The sequence below is a fragment of the Pseudomonas sp. 102515 genome, assembly GCF_031085165.1.
Lineage (GTDB): Bacteria > Pseudomonadota > Gammaproteobacteria > Pseudomonadales > Pseudomonadaceae > Chryseomonas.
Genome location: NZ_JAVHTY010000001.1, coordinates 1,171,457 through 1,189,072, shown reverse-complemented (window position 1 = coordinate 1,189,072; position 17,616 = coordinate 1,171,457). Strand labels below are relative to the sequence as shown.

At 67.4% G+C, this 17,616-nt stretch carries 20 protein-coding genes; 8 read left to right on the top strand and 12 right to left on the bottom strand.

Annotated features, from left to right (window positions below):
• Window positions 1-6 precede the first annotated feature (6 nt).
• Both RCF34_RS05455 and RCF34_RS05450 read left to right on the top strand, forming a co-directional pair.
• Window positions 7-633 (top strand): hemolysin III family protein, encoded by a 627-nt coding sequence (locus RCF34_RS05455; protein ID WP_308707238.1) that lies wholly within the window; start codon window positions 7-9, stop codon window positions 631-633.
• Window positions 634-777: 144 nt separating this feature from the next.
• The gene (locus RCF34_RS05450; RefSeq protein ID WP_308707237.1) at window positions 778-1,176 is read left to right on the top strand and encodes a septal ring lytic transglycosylase RlpA family protein; all 399 of its coding nucleotides are present in this window, start codon (window positions 778-780) and stop codon (window positions 1,174-1,176) included.
• A gap of 6 nt (window positions 1,177-1,182) precedes the next feature.
• On the opposite strand, the gene RCF34_RS05445 is transcribed toward RCF34_RS05450, so the two are convergent.
• Complete coding sequence (locus RCF34_RS05445; protein WP_308707236.1) at window positions 1,183-1,767, bottom strand: GGDEF domain-containing protein; 585 nt, start codon at window positions 1,765-1,767, stop codon at window positions 1,183-1,185.
• Between the two features lie 193 nt (window positions 1,768-1,960).
• Complete coding sequence (locus tag RCF34_RS05440; RefSeq protein WP_308707235.1) at window positions 1,961-2,200, bottom strand: hypothetical protein; 240 nt, start codon at window positions 2,198-2,200, stop codon at window positions 1,961-1,963.
• A gap of 252 nt (window positions 2,201-2,452) precedes the next feature.
• Between RCF34_RS05440 and RCF34_RS05435 the strand changes: the two genes are divergently transcribed.
• Both RCF34_RS05435 and RCF34_RS05430 read left to right on the top strand, forming a co-directional pair.
• A complete protein-coding gene (locus tag RCF34_RS05435; protein WP_308707234.1) occupies window positions 2,453-3,085 on the top strand; it encodes a DJ-1/PfpI family protein in 633 nt (210 codons plus the stop codon).
• Window positions 3,079-3,702: a glutathione S-transferase family protein gene (locus RCF34_RS05430; protein ID WP_308707233.1), complete on the top strand. Its 624-nt coding sequence runs from the start codon at window positions 3,079-3,081 to the stop codon at window positions 3,700-3,702. The genes RCF34_RS05435 and RCF34_RS05430 overlap by 7 nt, the downstream gene beginning before the upstream one ends.
• Before the next feature lie 162 nt (window positions 3,703-3,864).
• On the opposite strand, the gene RCF34_RS05425 is transcribed toward RCF34_RS05430, so the two are convergent.
• Window positions 3,865-4,851 (bottom strand): LysR family transcriptional regulator, encoded by a 987-nt coding sequence (locus tag RCF34_RS05425; RefSeq protein WP_308707232.1) that lies wholly within the window; start codon window positions 4,849-4,851, stop codon window positions 3,865-3,867.
• Window positions 4,852-5,091: 240 nt separating this feature from the next.
• On the opposite strand from RCF34_RS05425, the gene RCF34_RS05420 reads away from it, so the two are divergent.
• Genes RCF34_RS05420 through RCF34_RS05410 form a run of 3 tightly spaced genes read left to right on the top strand, consistent with a single transcriptional unit; the run spans window position 5,092 to window position 8,654 of the window.
• Entirely contained in the window at window positions 5,092-6,387 is a 1,296-nt protein-coding gene (locus tag RCF34_RS05420) for an MFS transporter (protein WP_308707231.1), read from the top strand.
• 16 nt (window positions 6,388-6,403) lie between these two features.
• Complete coding sequence (locus RCF34_RS05415) at window positions 6,404-7,624, top strand: Zn-dependent hydrolase (protein ID WP_308707230.1); 1,221 nt, start codon at window positions 6,404-6,406, stop codon at window positions 7,622-7,624.
• Between the two features lie 10 nt (window positions 7,625-7,634).
• Complete coding sequence (locus RCF34_RS05410; RefSeq protein ID WP_308707229.1) at window positions 7,635-8,654, top strand: histone deacetylase family protein; 1,020 nt, start codon at window positions 7,635-7,637, stop codon at window positions 8,652-8,654.
• Window positions 8,655-8,691: 37 nt separating this feature from the next.
• On the opposite strand, the gene RCF34_RS05405 is transcribed toward RCF34_RS05410, so the two are convergent.
• From RCF34_RS05405 to RCF34_RS05370, 8 genes are all read right to left on the bottom strand, one after another.
• On the bottom strand, window positions 8,692-9,039 hold the full coding sequence (locus tag RCF34_RS05405; protein WP_007160512.1) for a cupin domain-containing protein: 348 nt from the start codon (window positions 9,037-9,039) through the stop codon (window positions 8,692-8,694).
• 257 nt (window positions 9,040-9,296) lie between these two features.
• Window positions 9,297-10,325 carry an ABC transporter substrate-binding protein gene (locus tag RCF34_RS05400; RefSeq protein WP_308707228.1) on the bottom strand — a complete coding sequence of 343 codons (1,029 nt, stop codon included), beginning with the start codon at window positions 10,323-10,325 and terminating at the stop codon, window positions 9,297-9,299.
• On the bottom strand, window positions 10,316-11,452 hold the full coding sequence (locus RCF34_RS05395; RefSeq protein WP_308707227.1) for an FAD-dependent oxidoreductase: 1,137 nt from the start codon (window positions 11,450-11,452) through the stop codon (window positions 10,316-10,318). Before RCF34_RS05395 ends, RCF34_RS05400 begins: the two co-directional genes overlap by 10 nt.
• Entirely contained in the window at window positions 11,449-12,807 is a 1,359-nt protein-coding gene (locus RCF34_RS05390; RefSeq protein ID WP_308707226.1) for an FAD/NAD(P)-binding oxidoreductase, read from the bottom strand. Before RCF34_RS05390 ends, RCF34_RS05395 begins: the two co-directional genes overlap by 4 nt.
• Complete coding sequence (locus tag RCF34_RS05385; RefSeq protein ID WP_308707527.1) at window positions 12,804-13,094, bottom strand: (2Fe-2S)-binding protein; 291 nt, start codon at window positions 13,092-13,094, stop codon at window positions 12,804-12,806. Before RCF34_RS05385 ends, RCF34_RS05390 begins: the two co-directional genes overlap by 4 nt.
• A gap of 17 nt (window positions 13,095-13,111) precedes the next feature.
• Window positions 13,112-13,906: an ABC transporter permease gene (locus tag RCF34_RS05380; RefSeq protein ID WP_308707225.1), complete on the bottom strand. Its 795-nt coding sequence runs from the start codon at window positions 13,904-13,906 to the stop codon at window positions 13,112-13,114.
• Between the two features lie 4 nt (window positions 13,907-13,910).
• Complete coding sequence (locus RCF34_RS05375) at window positions 13,911-14,777, bottom strand: ABC transporter permease (RefSeq protein ID WP_160923395.1); 867 nt, start codon at window positions 14,775-14,777, stop codon at window positions 13,911-13,913.
• On the bottom strand, window positions 14,774-15,793 hold the full coding sequence (locus RCF34_RS05370; RefSeq protein ID WP_308707224.1) for an ABC transporter ATP-binding protein: 1,020 nt from the start codon (window positions 15,791-15,793) through the stop codon (window positions 14,774-14,776). Before RCF34_RS05370 ends, RCF34_RS05375 begins: the two co-directional genes overlap by 4 nt.
• Before the next feature lie 239 nt (window positions 15,794-16,032).
• On the opposite strand from RCF34_RS05370, the gene RCF34_RS05365 reads away from it, so the two are divergent.
• The gene (locus RCF34_RS05365) at window positions 16,033-16,863 is read left to right on the top strand and encodes an IclR family transcriptional regulator (protein WP_308707223.1); all 831 of its coding nucleotides are present in this window, start codon (window positions 16,033-16,035) and stop codon (window positions 16,861-16,863) included.
• A gap of 208 nt (window positions 16,864-17,071) precedes the next feature.
• On the opposite strand, the gene RCF34_RS05360 is transcribed toward RCF34_RS05365, so the two are convergent.
• Window positions 17,072-17,539, bottom strand: coding sequence for an RNA methyltransferase (locus RCF34_RS05360; protein ID WP_059226744.1), 468 nt, complete (start codon window positions 17,537-17,539; stop codon window positions 17,072-17,074).
• Window positions 17,540-17,616: the final 77 nt, after the last annotated feature.

Below are 17,616 nucleotides of genomic sequence, written 5' to 3'. Positions count from 1 at the left end.
GGACGCATGTATCACGGCGAACGTCTCAATGCCTGGACCCATCTGGTCGGTGCCCTGCTGGCACTGGCCGGTGCCATCACCCTGGTCGTGCTGGCCAGCCTGCAGGGCGATCCCTGGCGCATCGTCAGCGTGGCCATCTACGGGGTCGCGCTGGTGATCCTCTACAGCGTCTCGACCCTCTACCACAGCGTGAAGGGGCGCGCGAAACGCCTGCTGCAAAAGCTCGATCACCTGTCGATCTATCTGCTGATCGCCGGCAGCTACACGCCGTTCTGCCTGGTGACCCTGCGCGGCCCCTGGGGCTGGACGTTGTTCGGCATCGTCTGGGGCCTGGCGCTGTTCGGCATGGCACAGGAACTCAAGCCGCGCTCGGAGGCGCGCATCCTGTCGCTGGTGATCTACGCCACCATGGGCTGGATCGTGCTGGTCGCGGTGGGCCCGTTGCTGGACCGCCTGGGCGGCGAGGGCTTCGCCTGGCTGGCGGCTGGCGGCGTGCTCTACACCGTCGGCATCCTGTTCTTCGTCTTCGACGATCGCTTTCGCCACTGGCATGGCATCTGGCACGGCTTCGTCATGGCCGGTAGCGCCCTGCACTTCGTCGCCATCCTCAGGTACGTGCTGCCGACGTCCTAGTCGGGTCTTGAGGGGTCCGTCACAGATATGGCGGCCTATGGCCATACCTCGCGAACCCTTGGATGGCGGATCGGTTCTGAGATAGCTGAATCCACTCCCCAGTGCGTTGCTTTCCCAAAACGAAGAAGAAGAGGAAGGTAAAACGTGTTCAGCCGTCCCAGATTTCTCGTATTGCTCCTGTTGCTCGCCTGCAGCGCCTGCCAGGAAAAGGATGCCAAGACCGTCGCCGCGCCAATCAAGAAGGAAGCCAGCTTCGAGCAACGCGGCAAGGCCTCCTTCTATGCGCGCAAATTCCATGGCAAGGAAACCGCCAGCGGCGAGACCTTCAACAACAACGAGCTGGTCGCCGCCCACAAGACCCTGCCGCTTGGCACCCGGGTCAAGGTGACCAACCTGGAAAACGATCGCGCCGTGGTGGTGCGCATCAACGACCGCGGGCCCTATATCCGCGGGCGCATCATCGACCTCTCGCGCGCCGCTGCGCGACGGGTGGATATGGTCGATGACGGGACCACCGCGGTGAAGGTGAAAAAACTGGAATAGGGCGTTTCAGCTGGACCAGACTGCCTGATCCTTGCCCTGGCGCTTGGTCCGATAGAGGCTTTCGTCCGCGCGCCGTAGCAGGTCGCTCAGCGATCCGTCTGGCTCCAGACGCATCACCCCGGCGCTGAAGGTGATGCCCAGGGGGGCGGCCGCAGCCAGCCGCGCCTGCAGGGTGCCCAGCACGGTGCGCACCCGGACCTCGTCCTGGCCGCGAATCAGCAGGCCAAATTCCTCACCACCCAGCCGCCCGCCCTGCAATGCCGGATCGAGCTGGCTGATCTCCCGGGCCGTGGCGATCAACACCGCATCGCCCACCTGGTGGCCATGCCGGTCGTTGATCTCCTTGAAGTTGTCGATGTCGAGCATGATGAAATGGCCGGGTACATCCCGGCTCGCCGCCACCGCGACTTCCAGCTCTCGCAGGAGCTTGCGCCGATTGGCGAGCCTGGTCAGCTCGTCCGTTTCCGCCAACAGACGATAGCGTTCCTTGAGGCTGAAGGTCCGGCGCATTCCCTGGCTGCTGGCATGGTTGTAGGCGATGCCGATGGCCAGGGCCACCGCTGACAGCAACCCGACCAGAGGGCCGGGCATGGCGGCTGGCACCAACTGGTCCTGGCCGATGAACAGGATGAATAGCGTGCCCAGCAGGGTGAGCGGGTAGTGGGAGAGGCGATAGGTCAGGCCGCAGGTACCTAGGGCGAAGACCAGGGCGACGGGCAGATTCCAGTAGAGACCCGCGTCACCCGCATCGTTGATCTGGATCCGAAAGGCGAAGGCGAGCGCCCTAGATGTTGCAGGTGAAGGCCAGACTCATCAGCCGAGCGCTGCGCACCACGCTGAGCAGGGCGCTGACGGCCAGTAGAAGCAACATCACCGCGAAATAGCGCGGTTTGTAAGGGCTGCCGATCAGAGGATTGCTCAACAGGCTCAGCGGCCACATCACCAGCATCAACGGCTGCAGCACCAGCAGCGGCGTGCGCAGTACTCGCCTGACGTGCAGCTCGTAACGGTTTTCGTCGTCCATCTGGTTCTCGGAGGGGGGGCGGAGGAGGGCTGCAAGTGGGAGGTCGGGTGGCGTCGCCCTATCGGCCGATAGGCTGACTACTTTAGTGGCCAGGGGCCGCTATCCGCTGGGCGATGATGGCTCAGTGAGTCGACCCAGAGCCGATACGCGCCACGGCATGGCTGTATGCCTGGGTTGGCGCGGCACTGTATCTGGCCGGTCGGCCCGAAACGGGACGAGAATCCGGACTCATCCCGTTCAGCCGGTAGCGCCATGCACCTCGCCATCCTCACCTTCGACGGCTTCAACGAACTGGACTCCCTGATCGCCCTGGGTATCCTCAATCGCATCAGGCGCCCGGACTGGCGGGTCTCGCTGATGGCACCTACGCCTTGCGTGACCTCCATGAACGGCGTGCGCCTGGAGCGCCAGGCCGGTTTCGACGAACTGGCGGCTTGCGACGCCGTGCTGGTGGGCAGTGGCAGCCGCACCCGCGAGCTCGCCCGCGATGCCGTCCTGCTGGAACAGCTGGCGGTGCTCGATCCCGCTCGCCAGCTGATCGGCGCCCAGTGCTCCGGTACGCTGTTGCTGGCCAGGCTGGGCCTGCTCGAGGGCGTGCCCGGCTGTACCGATCTCACCACCAAGCCCTGGGTGCAGGAGGCTGGTATCGAGGTGCTGGCGCAGCCCTTCTTCGCCCGCGGCAACCTGGCTACCGCCGGCGGCTGCCTGGCCTCCAGCTACCTGGCGGCCTGGGCCATCGCCCGGCTACTGGGCCGCGAGGCCGCGGCCGAGGCGCTGCATTACGTGGCACCGGTGGGCGAGAAGGAGGACTATGTGCAGCGCGCGCTCGGCAATATCGATCCCTATCTCAGCCATCCATCCCTGGAGGTCGCCTCGGCATGCTGAAGATCCTTGGTCGCGTCTCTTCGATCAATGTGCGCAAGGCGCTCTGGTGCCTCGACGAACTGGGCCTGGGCTACGAGCGCGAGGACTGGGGCGCCGGCTTCCGCTCGGCGCAGTCCGCCGACTACCTGCAGTGGAATCCCAATGGCCAGATCCCGGTCCTGCTGGATGGCGACTTCGTGCTCTGGGAATCCAACAGCATCCTGCGCTACCTGGCCAACGCCCATGGCGGCGAGGCGCTGTATCCCACCGCCCCGCGCGCCCGGGCGCGGGTCGATCAGTGGCTCGACTGGCAGGCCTGCGAACTCAATCCGGCCTGGAGCTATGCCTATCTGGCGCTGGTGAAGCAGCAGCCACCGGAACCGGACCCACAGCGCCTGGCGCAAGGCGTCGCCGCCTGGAACGGACGCATCGCCATTCTCGAGGCGCACCTGGTGCGGCACGGCCCCTACGTGGCCGGGGAACACTTCAGCCTGGCCGACATCGCCCTGGGCCTGTCGCTGCACCGCTGGCGGTGCACTCCGATCGAGCGGATCGCGGCGCCGGCGATCGCGGCCTATCTCGAACGCCTGGCCACCCGCCCGGCCTGGGCCTGCTATGCGAGCGATGCCACGCCCTGAGGCCTAGGCTTTGTCTGAAAAGTGTCTGCGCTCGGCCATGCTGCGTTAAAAATCCGCTGGATCGCCAGCCCGGCCGGAATGCTCATTTACCACTCGTAAACTCCGCTTCCTCACGGATTTTTGCCTTGCCTGACCTTCGCTCGGCGACTTTTCAGACAAGCCCTAGAGCCGCGCGGCCACCTCGGTGGTCGCCAGCAGATGCTGGAAGCCTTCCAGTAGCGCGGTTTCCGCCTGGGTCATGCGCTGCTCGCGGTGCCAGAGCAGGTGGACGTCCACATCGGCCACCCCCTCGCTGGGGGGCAGGCGCCAGAGCTCGCCGGCGGCCACATCGTCGGCCACCACATGCTGGGGCAGACAGCCGATGCCGTAGCCGGCGCCAACCAGGCGGCGGATTTCTTCGAGGCTGGGCGAGGAGGCCACGATGCGTCCGGTGAAGCCCTGCTGATCGCGGAAGATGGTGAGCGGCGAGAGGCTGCCGCCAATCTGGTCGCTGGTGAAGCTGACGAAGTTCTCGCCCTGCAGATCGGCCAGCGACAGCCCGCTCCGGCCGAACAAGGGATGGCGGCGTCCGCAGAAGAAGGCGTAGCGCTGCTGCAACAGCACCCGCTGTTCCAGCTTGGCCTGAGGAATACGGCAGAGGGCGAGGCCCAGGGTCGCGGTCTTCTGCAACAGGGAGCTGATGATGTCCGAGCTGCGCATCACGTCGATTTCCAGCTCTACCCGCGGAAAGCGCCGATGGAAGTCGGCAAGGAAGTCGTCGTAGCAGCGTGACTGGATGCGGCTGATGGTGAGCATCCGCACCTTGCCCACCACGGTTTCCGTGGAGTGCTCCAGGGCGGCGCCAAGGCGGGAGACGTTGCCATAGAGGTCGCTGGCGATCCGGGCGACCTCTTCGCCGGCCTCGGTGAGGGCGAAGCGCGGCCCACGACGAATGATCAGCGCGCGATCGAGTTGCTCCTCCAGCCGCTTGAGCGCTTGGCTCACCGCCGGCTGGGTCAGGTGCAGGCGCGCAGCGGCACGACTCACGCTGCCTTCCTGGACGATCACCAGATAGGTGCGCAGGAGATTCCAGTCCAGCCGATCGTTGAGAAAGCGTCGACCATCCTGCGTAGGCGCAGGGGAGAGCGGCCTGTCTTGATTATTAGCCATGCTTATAGATAGGTATAAGAATTAGAAAATTGACTAATCTTAGCCCGCCGAGGGATAACGACGTCAAGGCGTCCTAGAACGCGCCTGCATCCTTCTTCCTCTCCTGCCCAACAAGAACGATATCCCCAGGAGTGCTGCGTCCATGTCTCCCTGATCGCGCCTGCCCATCGCTTTCCGTGCGTCCGGCCTTTCAATCTGCCGCGCCGCCTTTCTTTCCGGCAGTCGATAGGAGCACCCTGCATGCCGTCCACCTCACCGCGTCGCCAACCCAGGCGCGCCGCCGCGGCAGCCTTTGTCGGTACCACCATCGAGTGGTACGACTACTACATCTTCGCCACGGCCGCCGCGCTGGTCTTCGGCCAGCTGTTCTTTCCCTCCGATGACCGCCTGCTGAGCACCCTGGCCGCCTTCGGTACCTTTGCCGTCGGTTTCTTCGCCCGGCCTCTGGGTGGCCTGGTCTTCGGCCACGTCGGCGACCGCATCGGCCGCAAGAAATCCCTGATCGTCACCCTGCTGATGATGGGCGTGGTCACCGTACTCATCGGCGTCCTGCCGACCTACAGCGAGGCCGGCGTCTGGGCGCCGATCCTGCTGATCCTGTTGCGGGTGGTACAGGGCATCGCCGTGGGTGGCGAGTGGGGCGGTGCCGTGCTGATGGCCGGCGAACACGCACCCAAGGGGCGGCGCACCTTCTTCGCGTCCTTCGCCCAGTGGGGCAGCCCGGCTGGCCTGATCCTGTCGATCCTGGCCTTTCGTAGCGTCACCAGCCTGCCGGAAGAGGACCTGCTCGACTGGGGCTGGCGCCTGCCGTTCCTGGCCAGCGCGCTGCTGCTGGTGGTCGGGCTGGCCATCCGCCTGGGCGTGGACGAATCTCCCGAATTCGCCGAGATGAAGGAGCGCCAGGAAACGGTCAAGGCACCGGCGGCCGAGGTGCTGCGCACCGCCTGGCGCCCGCTGCTGCTGTGCATCGGCGCCAATACCCTCGGTATCGCCGGGGTCTATTTCACCAACACCTTCATGCTCAGCTACACCACCCAGGTGCTGGAGCTGTCGCGCTCGCTGATCCTTGATTGCCTGCTGTTCGTCGCGCTCATCCAGTTCCTGGTCCAGCCGCTGGCCGCGCTGCTCGCCGAGCGCCTGGGCAGCGCACGTTTCCTGCTGTTGATCTCGGCCCTGGCCATGGCCTCGCCCTATCCGATGTTCATGCTGGTCAAGACCGGCTCGGCGCCGCTGATCGTGCTGGGAATCGCCCTGGCGGCGGCCTGCATGGCGTCCTTCTATGCGGTGATCGCCGGCTTTGTCAGTGGCGTCTTCGCTACCCGGGTACGCTACACCGCCATCTCCATGGCCTACCAGGTCTGTGGCGCCATCGCCGGTGGTCTCACACCCATGGTCGGCACCCTGCTGGCCCACCGCTTCACGGGCGAGTGGTGGCCGCTGGCGGTCTTCTACTCCCTGCTGGCTGGCCTCTCGTTCCTGTGTGTGGCGGCCCTGGCCCGCCGCCGGGAGGCCACCGCCCATGTCACTCCCGCCTGATCACGAGGAACACAGCATGTATCGAATCGACGGCGAACGCCTCTGGCAGAGCCTGGCCGCCATGGCCGAGGTTGGCCCCGGTGAGGCCGGCGGCAGCAGCCGGCTGGCGCTGAGCGAAGAGGATCGCCAGGGACGGGCCCTGTTCAGCCAGTGGTGCGAGGCTGCCGGCCTGAGCCTGGCGGTGGACCGCATCGGCAACCTGTTCGCCCGCCGGCCGGGTCGCGATGCCCGGGCCGCGCCGGTGGTCATGGGTAGCCATCTGGACACCCAACCCAAGGGTGGGCGCTTCGATGGCGTCTATGGGGTGTTGGCCGGGCTGGAGGTGATGCGCAGCCTGAACGATGCGGACATCCAGACCGACCGGCCGCTGGAACTCGCCGTCTGGACCAACGAGGAGGGCGCTCGCTTCACACCCGCAATGCTGGGGTCCGCGGTCTTCACCGGGCAGTTGCCGCTGGCCGACGCCCTGGCGACCTGCGACCGGGACGGTATCTCCGTGGCCACGAGTCTGGAACGCACCGGCTATGTCGGCGCCCAGCCGTTGGGGCGGCCCTTCGATGCCTATTTCGAGGCCCATATCGAGCAGGGCCCGGTCCTCGAAGACGAAGGCCTGGCCGTGGGCGTGGTGACCGGGGGCCAGGCGATCTGCTGGCTCGACGTGTGCGTCCGGGGCACCGCAGCCCATGCCGGCACCACCCCCATGGCCCGGCGCCGGGATGCCCTGTTCGGCGTCGGCCGGATGCTGGGTGAGCTGGAGGATCTCGCATCCCGCTTCGGCGACGGGCTGGTCACCGTGGGACAACTGGACGTGGCGCGCTCCTCGCGCAACACCATCGCCGGCGAGGTGCACTTCACCCTGGACCTGCGTCACCCCCAGGACCAGACCCTGGCAGCGCTGGAAACCGCCGCACGTGAATGCCTGGCTGCCGTGGCCGCCGCGCGCGGATTGTCGCTGGACGTCCAGCGGCACTGGCTGAGCCCTGCCACTCCCTTCGCCGCCGACTGCGTCGCCGCCGTGCGCGCCGCGGTCCAGGCGCTGGGCTATCCCCACCGCGACATCATCAGCGGCGCCGGTCACGACGCCATCCACCTGGCCAGGCACTGCCCCACGGCGATGATCTTCATCCCCTGCGCCGGCGGCCTGAGCCACAACGAGGCCGAGTCGGCCAGCTTCGATGACGTCCGCCGCGGCGCCGACGTCCTGTTCAATGCCGTGCTGGCTCGCGCCGGCCACTAGGAGAGATGACGTGAAGACCTTCTTCCATCCCGACCAGCGTCTGCATCACCCACGCAGCTACCTGTCCCGTGGCCAGATGCGCACCCCCCAGGAGGTGCCGGCCCGCCTCGATGCCCTGCTGGCCGCGGTGGAGCGCCTGGGCTATCCCCTCGAACAGCCGGTGGATCACGGCCGCGCGCCGCTGCATGCGGTGCATGGCGAAGCCTATGTGACCTACCTGGAGAATGCCTACCAGGACTGGCACCGGGTGCCCGAGGACTGGGGTGACGAGGTGATGTCGAACATCTATGTCCGCGAGAACAATCCGCTGCGTGGCATCCTCGGCCAGACCGCCCGCTACCTGGCGGACGGCAGTTGCCCGATCGGCGCTCAGACCTGGGCCGCCGTCTATGGCTCCGCCCAGAGCGCGGTGGCGGCGGCGCGCTGCGTGCGTGACGGCGCGCCGGCCGCCTATGCGCTGTGTCGCCCGCCAGGCCACCATGCCCGGGCCGAGGCGGCCGGCGGTTTCTGCTACCTGAACGGCGCCGCCATCGCCGCCCAGGAACTACGGACGCGCTTTGCCCGGGTCGCCATCCTCGATACCGACATGCACCACGGCCAGGGCATCCAGGAAATCTTCTACGAGCGCGACGACGTCTTCTATCTGTCGATCCACGGCGATCCGACCAACTTCTATCCGGTGGTGGCCGGCTTCGCCGACGAGCATGGCAGTGGGCGGGGCGAAGGCTGCAACCTCAATCTGCCGATGCCCCACGGCGCCTCCGAGGCCGACTTCTTCGCCCGGCTGGACGAGGCCGAGGCGGCGCTGCGTCAGTGGGCGCCGGACGTGCTGGTACTGTCCCTCGGCTTCGACATCTACGAGAACGATCCGCAGTCCAAGGTGGCGGTGAGTCAGGCGGGCTTCGGCCGGCTGGGGGAAAGGATCAAGGCCCTGGGGCTGCCCACGGTGATCGTGCAGGAAGGGGGGTACGACCTGGAAACCCTGAGCGACAACGCCGAGCGCTTCTTCCGCGGCTTCGACGGTCGCTGAGGCCTGGGCCCCGGCAGCGGTGCCGGGGCCGGCGGGATCAGGCGAAGACGAAATACTTGCGCACCGTCTCGACCACCTCCCAGGTGCCCTTCATGCCGGGTTCGACGACGAAGATGTCGCCGGCCTTGAGGTGGATGGGTTCCTGGCCATCGGGGGTGATGATGCAGTAGCCCTCCTGGAAGTGGCAGTACTCCCACTTCACGTAGTCGACGCGCCACTTGCCTGGGGTGCAGATCCAGGTGCCCATGATCTTGCTGCCGTCATCGGAGGTGTAGGCATTGAGGTTGACGGTATGGGGCTCGCCTTCGATGCGCTCCCATTTGCAGGCATCGACCACGGGCAGGGGTTGGGTGTCGCGCAGAACGGTGATCGGCGGGTTGGCCATGGCGGCTCTCCTGGTGATGGAAGCCGCCAAGGGTGAGGGGTCGCCCCGAACCGGAGTTGTCCAGGGTCGACACCGACCGGCGTATTTGCGCTATCCGGCCAACTAGGGCTTGTCTGAAGAGTCGCCGAGCGAAGGTCAGGCAAGGCAAAAATCCGTGAGGAAGCGCAGTTTACGAGTGGTAAATGAACATTCCGGCCGGGCGATCCAGCGGATTTTTAACGCTGCCTGGCCGAGCGCAGGCACTTTTCAGACAAAGCCTAACGTTCCACCTGCCGGTTCCAGCGCGCATTCCACTGCGGCCGCACCTTGTTGACCTCGTCCCAGTCGATGGTCACGGCGGTCTTCAGGTAGTTCTGCATGGCGTCCACCTGGCCGCGGGTCTTGTCGGTGGTGGGGGTGTTGGGGTTGGACGGGATCTGGTCACCCAGTTCCAGCGCCGGTGCCTGGGCCTCGGGGGTCAGCAGGTATTCCGCCAGTTGCTGGGCCAGCTCCGGCTGGTCGTTGTTGGCGGTCACGCATTCGGCGACGTTGAGCACCACGGCGCCTTCCTTGGGCGGTGCGTATTCCACCGGGATGCCCTTGAGCTTGAGCGCGGTGACCTGGGTGGGCGTCAGCGGGAACAGCGCCGCCTCGTCGGTCTGCACCATTTCCGAGAGCTTGGCCGAACTGGGGATGTACTCCAGCACATTGGGGCCGACGGTGGTGGGCCAGGCCTTGAAGCCGGGATCGATGTCCTGCTCGGTGCCGCCCTTGAGGCGGTTGAACATCAGGAAACCGTGCAGCCCGAAGGTAGACGAGGACAGCGACTGGAACACCACCTTGCCCCTGTACTTGGGATCGGCCAGATCCGCCCAGGAGGTCGGCGCCGCCCAGCCCTTGTCCTTGAACAGCCGGCTGTTATAGGCCAGACCGGTCACGCCCAGGCTGACGGCGGCCGCCTGGTCCTTGATCCTGGCCTTGTCGGGGATCTGCGCCAGGCTCGCGCTGGGCTTGAGCGGGCTGCACAGATTCATGCCGATGGCGCGGTACATGATGCCGTCGTCGAGGAACATCACGTGGATCGGCGGCTTCTGCGGACTGGCCTGGACCTTGGCGAGGATGTCCGCCGAGGTGCCGGGCACGATCACCACCTTGACGTTGTGCGCCTTCTCGAAGGCGGGCAGCACGCTGTCGGCATAGAGGCGCTCCATGGTGCCGCCGTTCATGCCGAGGTAGAGCGTCGGGTCGGCCACGGCGGCCAGGGGCAGGCCGGCGAGGGCCACGAGCAGGGCAGGGGTCAGGCGCATGATTGGGAACTCCTGGGCTGGGAAGGGAAACGGGCGATGGAAAAGGCCTGCAGGCTGTGCCGGGGCGCGCCCTGCAGGATGCTCTCGGCCAGGGCTTCGCCAGCCGCCGGCCCGATCTGGAAGCCCGCGCCGGCGAAGCCGAAGCCGTGCAGCAGGCCGGGGGTGGTGAGACTGGGGCCGAGCACCGGCTGGTGATCCGGCAGATAGCCCTCGACGCCGCTCCAGGTGCGGATCGCCTGGGCACCGGTGAGGGCCGGATAGAGTTCGGCGGCGTTTCTGAGGATGTCGAGGATGGCCGACTGGCCGGGGCGGGCGCGATCGGCGTCGAGGGCGAAGCCGCGCCCGCCGCCCAGCACGCAATTGCCGCGCGCCACCTGACGGGCATAGATGCCGCCGCCTTCCACGCCAGTACTGGCGGTCATGAACAGGGGCAGCGATTCGGTCACCAGCATGGCCGGATGGGCCGTGGTGAGGGGTACCGGCTCGCCGAAGCGCGCGGCCAGCTCCGCCGCCCAGGCGCCGGCGCAATTCAGCAGCCAGGGCGCGCTCAAGGTCAGGCCGCCGTCGGTATGGAGCTGGAAGCGCTGGCCGTCGTGCTCGACCGCGGTCACGGCGGTCCGTTCGAGGATTCGGGCGCCCGCGCGGGCAGCCGCCTGGGCGAAGGCCGGGGAGACCAGGCGCGGATTGGCGTGGCCATCCTCCGGGCAGAAGGAAGCGCCCACGGCGATGTCGCCGACCCAGGGAAAGCGCCGGCGCAAATCGCCCCGGTCGAGCAGTTGCAGATCGAGGTCGAAGCCCTGGCTGGCCTGGGCATAGGCCTGCAGGGAGGCGAAGTCGGTGTCGCTGCGGGCCAGCTTGAGGTGGCCGGATCTGAGGTATTCACCATCGGTACCCAGCAGGTCCTGCAGACCGCCCCAGAGCTGATGGGCACGGCTGGACAGCGGCAACTGCACCAGCGGGCGGCCCTGGCGGCGTACCCCACCGTAGTTGACGCCACTGGCCTGGGCGCCGCAGAAGTTGCGTTCCAGCAGGGCGACGCGCTGGCCGCCCTGGGCCAGGAACAGCGCCGCGCTGCTGCCGACGATGCCGCCGCCGATGATCAGGACATCCACCTCCAGCCGGCTCATGGCGCCAGCTCCACGCCGAAGGGCAGCGGCTTGATCGGCGCCTGGGCGCGCAACCGGCCGATCTGGTCCAGCGGGCGACCGCTGGCGCAGGCGATCAACTCGGCCGCCGCGGCGCCGCAGACGCGCCCCTGACAGCGGCCCATGCCGACCCGGCAGGTGGCCTTGACCCGGTTGATCTCCCAATGGCCCTGGGCCACGGCGGCGCGGATCTCGCCGGCGCTGACCTGTTCGCAGCGACAGACCATGAGTGCGTCCGGCGCCTTGGCCGCCCAGTCCGCAGGGAAGGGAAAGGCCCGCTCCAGCCCCTGGCGAAAGACCTCGAAGCGCGCCAGCCGTCCTTGCAGGGTCTGGATGCGTGCCCTGTCCACCGGCACCCCCCGATCCTCCAGCAGACTCAGGGCCGCCAGTTCGCCCGCCAGTTCGGCGGCGTCGGCGCCCTGGATGCCGGCGCCATCGCCGGCCAGGTAGACCCCGGCCTGGCTGCTGCGCCCGCCGTTGTCCCGCACCGGCAACCAGGCGCGATTGAGCGGATTCCAGGCGAAGTCACAGCCCAGCAGGTCGGCCAGCTGGGTCTCGCTGCGCAGCGTCTGGCCGAAGCCCAGGGCGTCGCACGCCAGCCGGTGCGCTTCGCCATCGGCGGCGCGCCAGCGCACGGCATCCACCCGGCGCTCGCCCTCGACTGAAAGGAGTTCGGCGCCCTGGTGCACGGGTACGCCGTGCAGCGCCAGCCAGCTGCGGTAGTAGAGGCCCTTGGCGAAGGTGCCCGGTTGACCGAGCAGGGCCGGGGTGGCCGCGGCCTGGTCGCGGAAGGGCGCGCTGTCCAGTACCGCCAGCGGCTTGGCCCCGGCCTTGGCGTATTGATAGGCGACGAGATAGAGCAGCGGGCCGGTACCGGCCAGCACCGGGCGGCTGCCGATGGCGCAGCCCTGGAACTTGAGCGCCACCTGGGCGGCGCCCAGGCTGTAGACGCCGGGCAGCGTCCAGCCCGGTATGGGGAGGATACGGTCGGTGGCGCCGGTGGCGACGATCACCTGGTCGAAGGCCAGGCGATCGACGTAGCGGCCCTGGCTCAGGGTATCCAGGGCCCGCGCTTCGGCATTCCACACCAGGGTGTCGGGGCGATAGTCCAGCTTCGCTTGCGCGGCTTCCAGCGCGCCGTGCAGTGCCTGCGCCTTGCCGGCTTCGAAGCCGTACAGCGCCTTGATCGGACGCTGGAAGTTGCCCGGTTGCTGGCGATAGATCTGGCCGCCGCCGCGGGCGCTTTCGTCGAGCAGCACCGGCTCAAGGCCATGCGCGACCAGGGTCTGGGCCGCGCGAATGCCCGCCGGCCCGGCGCCCACCACCACGGCGCTCATAGCGGCCGCCCCGGATCGCGGCTGACCGCTTGGCCCGCTTCGAGAAAGGTGGCGCAGGCGCGCACCCGACGGCCGTCGGCCAGGCGCACCCAGCAGTCCTGGCAGGCACCCATCAGGCAGAAACCGGCGCGGGGTTCGCCGCCGAAGTCGCTGCCGCGCAGGTGATCGCTCTGGGTCAGGATGGCGGTGAGCAGGGTATCGCCCTGCAGGCCCTCGGCCGGCTGGCCGTCGAGGGTGAAGGCCAGGGTCGGACGGTCGCGTTCGGCCACCCGCTTGAGCAGTGCCATGGAGGGGTCTCGGTCGTTCATTGTTTGCCCACCAGCACGCGATCCAGGCCATAGATGCGGTCGAGCAGGATCATGGTGGCCGCGGTGAGGGCGATCACCAGGGCCGACACCGCCGCCATCATCGGATCGATGGATTCGGTGGCGTAGACGTACATCCGCACCGGCAGGGTCTGGGTCGCCGGAGAGGTGACGAAGATCGACAGGGTCACCTCGTCGAAACTGTTGATGAAGGCCAGCAACCAGCCGCCGGCGACGCCGGGCAGGATCATCGGCAGGGTGATGCGGCAGAACAGCGTGGCGCGACTGGCGCCCAGGCTCTCGGCCGCCTGCTCGGCGCTGCGGTCGATGCCGATGGCGGCGGCGATCACCAGGCGCAACACATAGGGGGTGATCACCACCACGTGGGCCAGCACCAGCCAGCTGAAGCTGCCATTCACCCCCAGCAGGGCGAACAGCCGCAGCATGGCCACGCCCAGCACCAGGTGCGGGATGATGATCGGTGAGAGGAACAGGCCGTTGAGAAAACCCTGGCCGGGAAAGCGGTAGCGGGTGATGGCCAGCCCCGCCGGCACCGCGATCAGCGTCGCCAGGGTGGCCGACAGCGCCGCCAGCTGCAGGCTGTTGTAGAAGGCGGTGAGGAAATCCGCCCGCTCGAACACGGCGGCGAACCAGCGCAGCGAGAAGCCGGAGGTGGGCAGGCTGAGGGTGTTCTCGGGGGTGAAGGCCACCAGGCAGACCACCACCAGCGGCGCCAGCATGAAGACCATCACCAGGGTATGGAAGGCGAGCCCGAGCGGGCCGTTGCGGGTCATGAGGTCAGACTCCCAGGGCACGTTTGTAGCGGCGCTCCACCAGGCGATTCCAGCCCAGCATCACCAGCAGGTTGAGCAGCAGCAGGGCCACCGCCAGGGTGGCGCCCATCGGCCAGTTGAGTTCCGCTAGGTACTGGTCGTAGATCAGGGTGGCGACCATCTTCAAGCGGCGTCCGCCCAGCAGGCCGGGAATGGCGAAGGAGCTGGCGGCCAGGCCGAAGACGATCAGCGTCCCCGACAGCACCCCGGGCATCACCTGGGGCAGCACGATACGGCGCAGCACCGTCAGGTGACTGGCGCCCAGGGACAGCGCGGCCTGCTCGGCGGCGGGATCGAGCTTCTGCAGCGAGGTCCAGACCGGGATGATCATGAAGGGCAGCATCACGTGGACCAGGCCGACGATCACCGCGAAGGGGGTGTAGAGCAGCTTCAGCGGCCGCCCGCCCAGGGCCACGATGGCCTGGTTGACCAGGCCGTCGGCGCCCAGCAGCAGACTCCAGCCAAAGGCGCGCACCACCACCGAGATCAACAGCGGCGTCAGCACCAGGATCAGGAAGATCGAACGCCAGGGCGCGCCCATGCGACTGAGGACGATGGCCTCCGGCACCCCGATCAGCACGCAGAGCAGGGTGACCAGGGCGCTGATCCAGAAGGTGCGCAGGAAGATCTCGTAGAAATAGGGATCGCCCAGCAGGCTCAGGTAGTGCGCCAGGGTGTAGCTGCCTTCCTTGATCCCGGTCTCGTAGTCGAAGACGTTGAACGACAGCGCCAGGGTCAGCGCCAGGGGCGCCAGCAGCAGCCCGGCGAACAGCACCAGGGCCGGGGCGCTGAGCAGATAGGCGCGACCGGTGCCGCGCAGCAGGGTGCTCATGCCGCCGCCTCCGCGGCTTCCAGCCGGCGCAGCAGACCGTCGTCCCAGTGCAGGCCGACGCGCTGGCCCTCGTCCAGCGGCGGCAGCCCATCGTTGCTGCGCAGCACCGACACCTCGCCCAGCGCCGTCTCCAGGCGATACAGCCACTGGCTGCCGAGGAAGAAGCGGGTCAGCACCCGCCCTTGCAGGCGACCCTCACCGGCGGGGCGCAACTCGATCTTTTCCGGCCGCAGCGAGATCGCCAGGGCGCCACCGGCGGCGATCTGCGGCCGACCTTGGGCATCCAGGCTGCCGGGCAGCAGGTTGGCCTTGCCGACGAAGTCGGAGATGAATCTGTTGCGCGGATGCTCGTAGAGCCGATAGGGCGCATCCACCTGGGTGATGCGTCCGGCCTCCATCACCACCACCCGGTCGCTGATGGACAGCGCCTCGGACTGGTCGTGGGTCACCATCAGGGTGGTGATGCCCACCTCGCGCTGGATGCGGCGGATCTCGAACTGCATCTCTTCCCGCAGATGGGCATCCAGGTTGGACAGCGGTTCGTCCAGCAGCAGCACCGGGGGTGCTATCACCAGCGCCCGCGCCAGGGCCACCCGCTGGCGCTGGCCACCGGAAAGTTCGCGCGGATAGCGCTCGGCATGCTGACCCAGGTGCACCAGGCCCAGGGCCTCCTCGACGCGCCGCGCCAGTTCGGCGCCCGCCACCTTGCGCATGCGCAGGCCGAAGGCGACGTTGTCGCGCACCGTCATGTGGGGAAACAGCGCATAGCTCTGGAAGACCACCCCGAGGCCGCGACTGGCCGGCTTGGCCTGGGTGATGTCCTGGCCATCCAGGAGGATGCGCCCGCTGCTGACGTCGACGAAGCCGGCGATCATCTGCAGGGTGGTGGTCTTGCCGCAGCCGGAGGGGCCGAGCAGGGAAACGAATTCGCCGCGTTCGATGGCCAGGGTCGAACCGGCCACCGCGTAGCTGTCGCCGTAGCGCTTGCTGAGGTTGTCGAGAGTCAGGAAAGCCATGGCCGCAATGCTCCTCCGGTCGCGCCCACGGGGAAGGTGGGCAAGGTGTGGGCAGGGCGAAAGACAGCCTGGATCTGGGACGTTGGCGCTCGCTCGATTGGCGGCGTCCGGTGATTGTGAGTATCGCCCTATGGACCTGAAGGTAAGGGCGACCTAGGATGCCGGACAAGCGAGTTTTTCACTGAATGAACTCTTTTTTCGGATTTATTCACTCAGTGGAATATTTTGGAGCGCTGCAGATGGATGATTCCAGTGAAAGAAAGGCGGTTGCGGGAGAGGTAGGCGTCGGTGCCATCAGCCGGGTGTTCGCCGTGGTGCGTGCCCTGGGCGAGGGCGATCCCGAAGGCGAAAAGGTCACCCGCCTGGCCGAGCGCGTGGGCCTGTCGCAACCCACCACCCACCGGCTGCTGCGTGGCCTGGTGGAGGAGGGCATGGTCGAGCAGTGCGCCCGCAGCAAGAGATACCGGCTGAGCCTGGACTTCTTCGCCCTGGCGGCCCGCGCCGGCCAGGTCGGCAACCTGCGCGACCTGGCGCGGCCCAGTCTGCTGCGACTGTCGGCGTCCCTGGGCGATTCGCTGTTCCTGCTGGCACGCAGCGGCTTCGACGCCATGTGCCTGGACCGCAGCGAGGGGCCCTATCCGATCCGCACCTTCACCGGCGACATCGGCGGTCGCGTGCCCCTGGGTGGCGGCCAGGGCGCCCTGGCGATCCTGGCCTTCCTGCCCGAGGAAGAACGCGAAGAGGTGATCCGCTACAACCTGCCACGGCTGCGCGACGCCCATCATTATGACGAGGTGCTGCTGCGCGCCGAGATCGACAACGTCCGCCAGCAGGGCTACGCCGCGCGCAACACCGGGGTGCTGGCCGGCATGGCGGGTCTTGCCGTCCCCATCCTCGACCGCAACGGCCGGGCGGTGGCGGCCCTGAGCGTGGGCACCCTGAGCGAACGCCTCAACGCCCAGCGGCTGCCCACGGTGATCGAGCTGCTCCGGCGCGAAGCCGGGGTGATCGCCGCGCGCATCAACCCCTTCGATCCGGTCTTGCGCCGGCCGACCCAGGGGTTTGGCTGAAGGGGTTAGAGCCTGTTCAAAGTCTCGCGAGCTAGAGACAAACAAGGCCTAGGCGGCCCCACGAAAATAGCTGAGGAAGCGGGTCGGACTCGCGCTCGAGTTTACGAATGGTAAATGAGCATTGCGACGGGGCCGCCCAGGCCGGGCTGGCGACCCAGGCCATTTTCAACGCAGTTTGGCCGACCTGCAGCAGGCTTTGAATAGGCTCTTAGAAGAGCGGGCCGGAGCGGGTGTTATTGCCCTTCGCCAGGCGGTCATAGAGCACCACATTGACCGTGGCCGCCAGGTTCATGCAGCCCTGGGTGGGGATGTACACCACGTCCTCGCACCAGTCGCGCAGCTCCTGGCTCAGGGAGCCGTCCTCTGAGCCGAACAGATAGAGCGCGCGATCGGGATGGGTGTACTCGGGCAGCGGCCGGGCACCGTCCACCAGCTCCACCGCCACTGGTACGCAACCCAGCGGCAGGATGCGGCGCAGGTCGTCGATGTTGATCAGCGGGATGTCCTGGTGGACCTTCTTGGTATCGGTGACGAAGTCCTTGGCGCGGTCGTAGCGGGTGCCGGTATAGAACACCGAGGCCACGCCGTAGCAGCCCGCCGCCCTCATGATGGACCCGACGTTGGACGGCGACTTGGGGTTGCTCAGGCCGATGCAGGCGTATCTCTTGTTGCTCACGTCAGGGGACTCTCGGGAAAACCGCCAGTATAAGGCGTCCATCATCGCGAAAACCGACTAAGATGCGCGCCCGCGTC

Coding starts and splice junctions, on each gene's coding strand:
- RCF34_RS05440 (WP_308707235.1), bottom strand. CDS start 2,200: ATGGACGACGAAAACCGTTACGAGCTGCACGTCAGGCGAGTACTGCGC.
- RCF34_RS05415 (WP_308707230.1), top strand. CDS start 6,404: ATGTATCGAATCGACGGCGAACGCCTCTGGCAGAGCCTGGCCGCCATG.
- RCF34_RS05400 (WP_308707228.1), bottom strand. CDS start 10,325: ATGCGCCTGACCCCTGCCCTGCTCGTGGCCCTCGCCGGCCTGCCCCTG.
- RCF34_RS05435 (WP_308707234.1), top strand. CDS start 2,453: ATGCACCTCGCCATCCTCACCTTCGACGGCTTCAACGAACTGGACTCC.
- RCF34_RS05405 (WP_007160512.1), bottom strand. CDS start 9,039: ATGGCCAACCCGCCGATCACCGTTCTGCGCGACACCCAACCCCTGCCC.
- RCF34_RS05430 (WP_308707233.1), top strand. CDS start 3,079: ATGCTGAAGATCCTTGGTCGCGTCTCTTCGATCAATGTGCGCAAGGCG.
- RCF34_RS05365 (WP_308707223.1), top strand. CDS start 16,033: ATGGATGATTCCAGTGAAAGAAAGGCGGTTGCGGGAGAGGTAGGCGTC.
- RCF34_RS05375 (WP_160923395.1), bottom strand. CDS start 14,777: ATGAGCACCCTGCTGCGCGGCACCGGTCGCGCCTATCTGCTCAGCGCC.
- RCF34_RS05385 (WP_308707527.1), bottom strand. CDS start 13,094: ATGGCACTGCTCAAGCGGGTGGCCGAACGCGACCGTCCGACCCTGGCC.
- RCF34_RS05425 (WP_308707232.1), bottom strand. CDS start 4,851: ATGGCTAATAATCAAGACAGGCCGCTCTCCCCTGCGCCTACGCAGGAT.
- RCF34_RS05420 (WP_308707231.1), top strand. CDS start 5,092: ATGCCGTCCACCTCACCGCGTCGCCAACCCAGGCGCGCCGCCGCGGCA.
- RCF34_RS05395 (WP_308707227.1), bottom strand. CDS start 11,452: ATGAGCCGGCTGGAGGTGGATGTCCTGATCATCGGCGGCGGCATCGTC.
- RCF34_RS05380 (WP_308707225.1), bottom strand. CDS start 13,906: ATGACCCGCAACGGCCCGCTCGGGCTCGCCTTCCATACCCTGGTGATG.
- RCF34_RS05390 (WP_308707226.1), bottom strand. CDS start 12,807: ATGAGCGCCGTGGTGGTGGGCGCCGGGCCGGCGGGCATTCGCGCGGCC.
- RCF34_RS05370 (WP_308707224.1), bottom strand. CDS start 15,793: ATGGCTTTCCTGACTCTCGACAACCTCAGCAAGCGCTACGGCGACAGC.
- RCF34_RS05455 (WP_308707238.1), top strand. CDS start 7: ATGTATCACGGCGAACGTCTCAATGCCTGGACCCATCTGGTCGGTGCC.
- RCF34_RS05445 (WP_308707236.1), bottom strand. CDS start 1,767: ATGCCCGGCCCTCTGGTCGGGTTGCTGTCAGCGGTGGCCCTGGCCATC.